The following is a 432-nucleotide window of genomic DNA, read 5'->3' on the forward strand; positions in this document are numbered from 1 at the left end:
CGGGGGCGCGGCTGGTCACCCCCAACGCGGGCGAGACGATCGCGCTGTGCGCGGGCACGCCCGGCGTGTCGGGCGTGTCGCTGGGCGCCGTCGCCGAGCGCGGCACGGAACTCGCCGAGCGCTGGCGGGCGGCGGGCGTCGCCGTGACGCTCGGCGAGCGGGGTGTGCTGCTGACCCGGCCGGGCGGCGGCACGCCGATGCTGATCCCGGCGCCGTTCCACGCGGACGGCGACCCGTGCGGTGCGGGCGCCTGCTTCGCGGCGACGACGGTCGCCGCGCTGGCGGACGGGCTGCTGCCGGAGGAGGCGCTGCAGCGGGCGGTCGCCGAGGCCGCCGCGTTCGTCGCGGCGGGCGGCGCGGGCAACCCGGACCTCTGGCACACGCCGGTCCCCCCGGTCCCGGCGCAGGACCCGGCCGCCGACGCGTTCGAAC

Annotated in this window: 1 protein-coding gene; it reads left to right on the forward strand. The window is 80.8% G+C overall.

Translation table 11 applies throughout. The annotated features are described in order from the left end of the window. On the forward strand, window positions 1-432 hold a 432-nt coding region (locus LPA54_RS39550), incomplete at both ends, for a PfkB family carbohydrate kinase (protein WP_228985229.1).

This window comes from Streptomyces sp. DH12, assembly GCF_020873895.1.
In the GTDB taxonomy this organism is placed as follows: Bacteria; Actinomycetota; Actinomycetes; order Streptomycetales; family Streptomycetaceae; genus Streptomyces.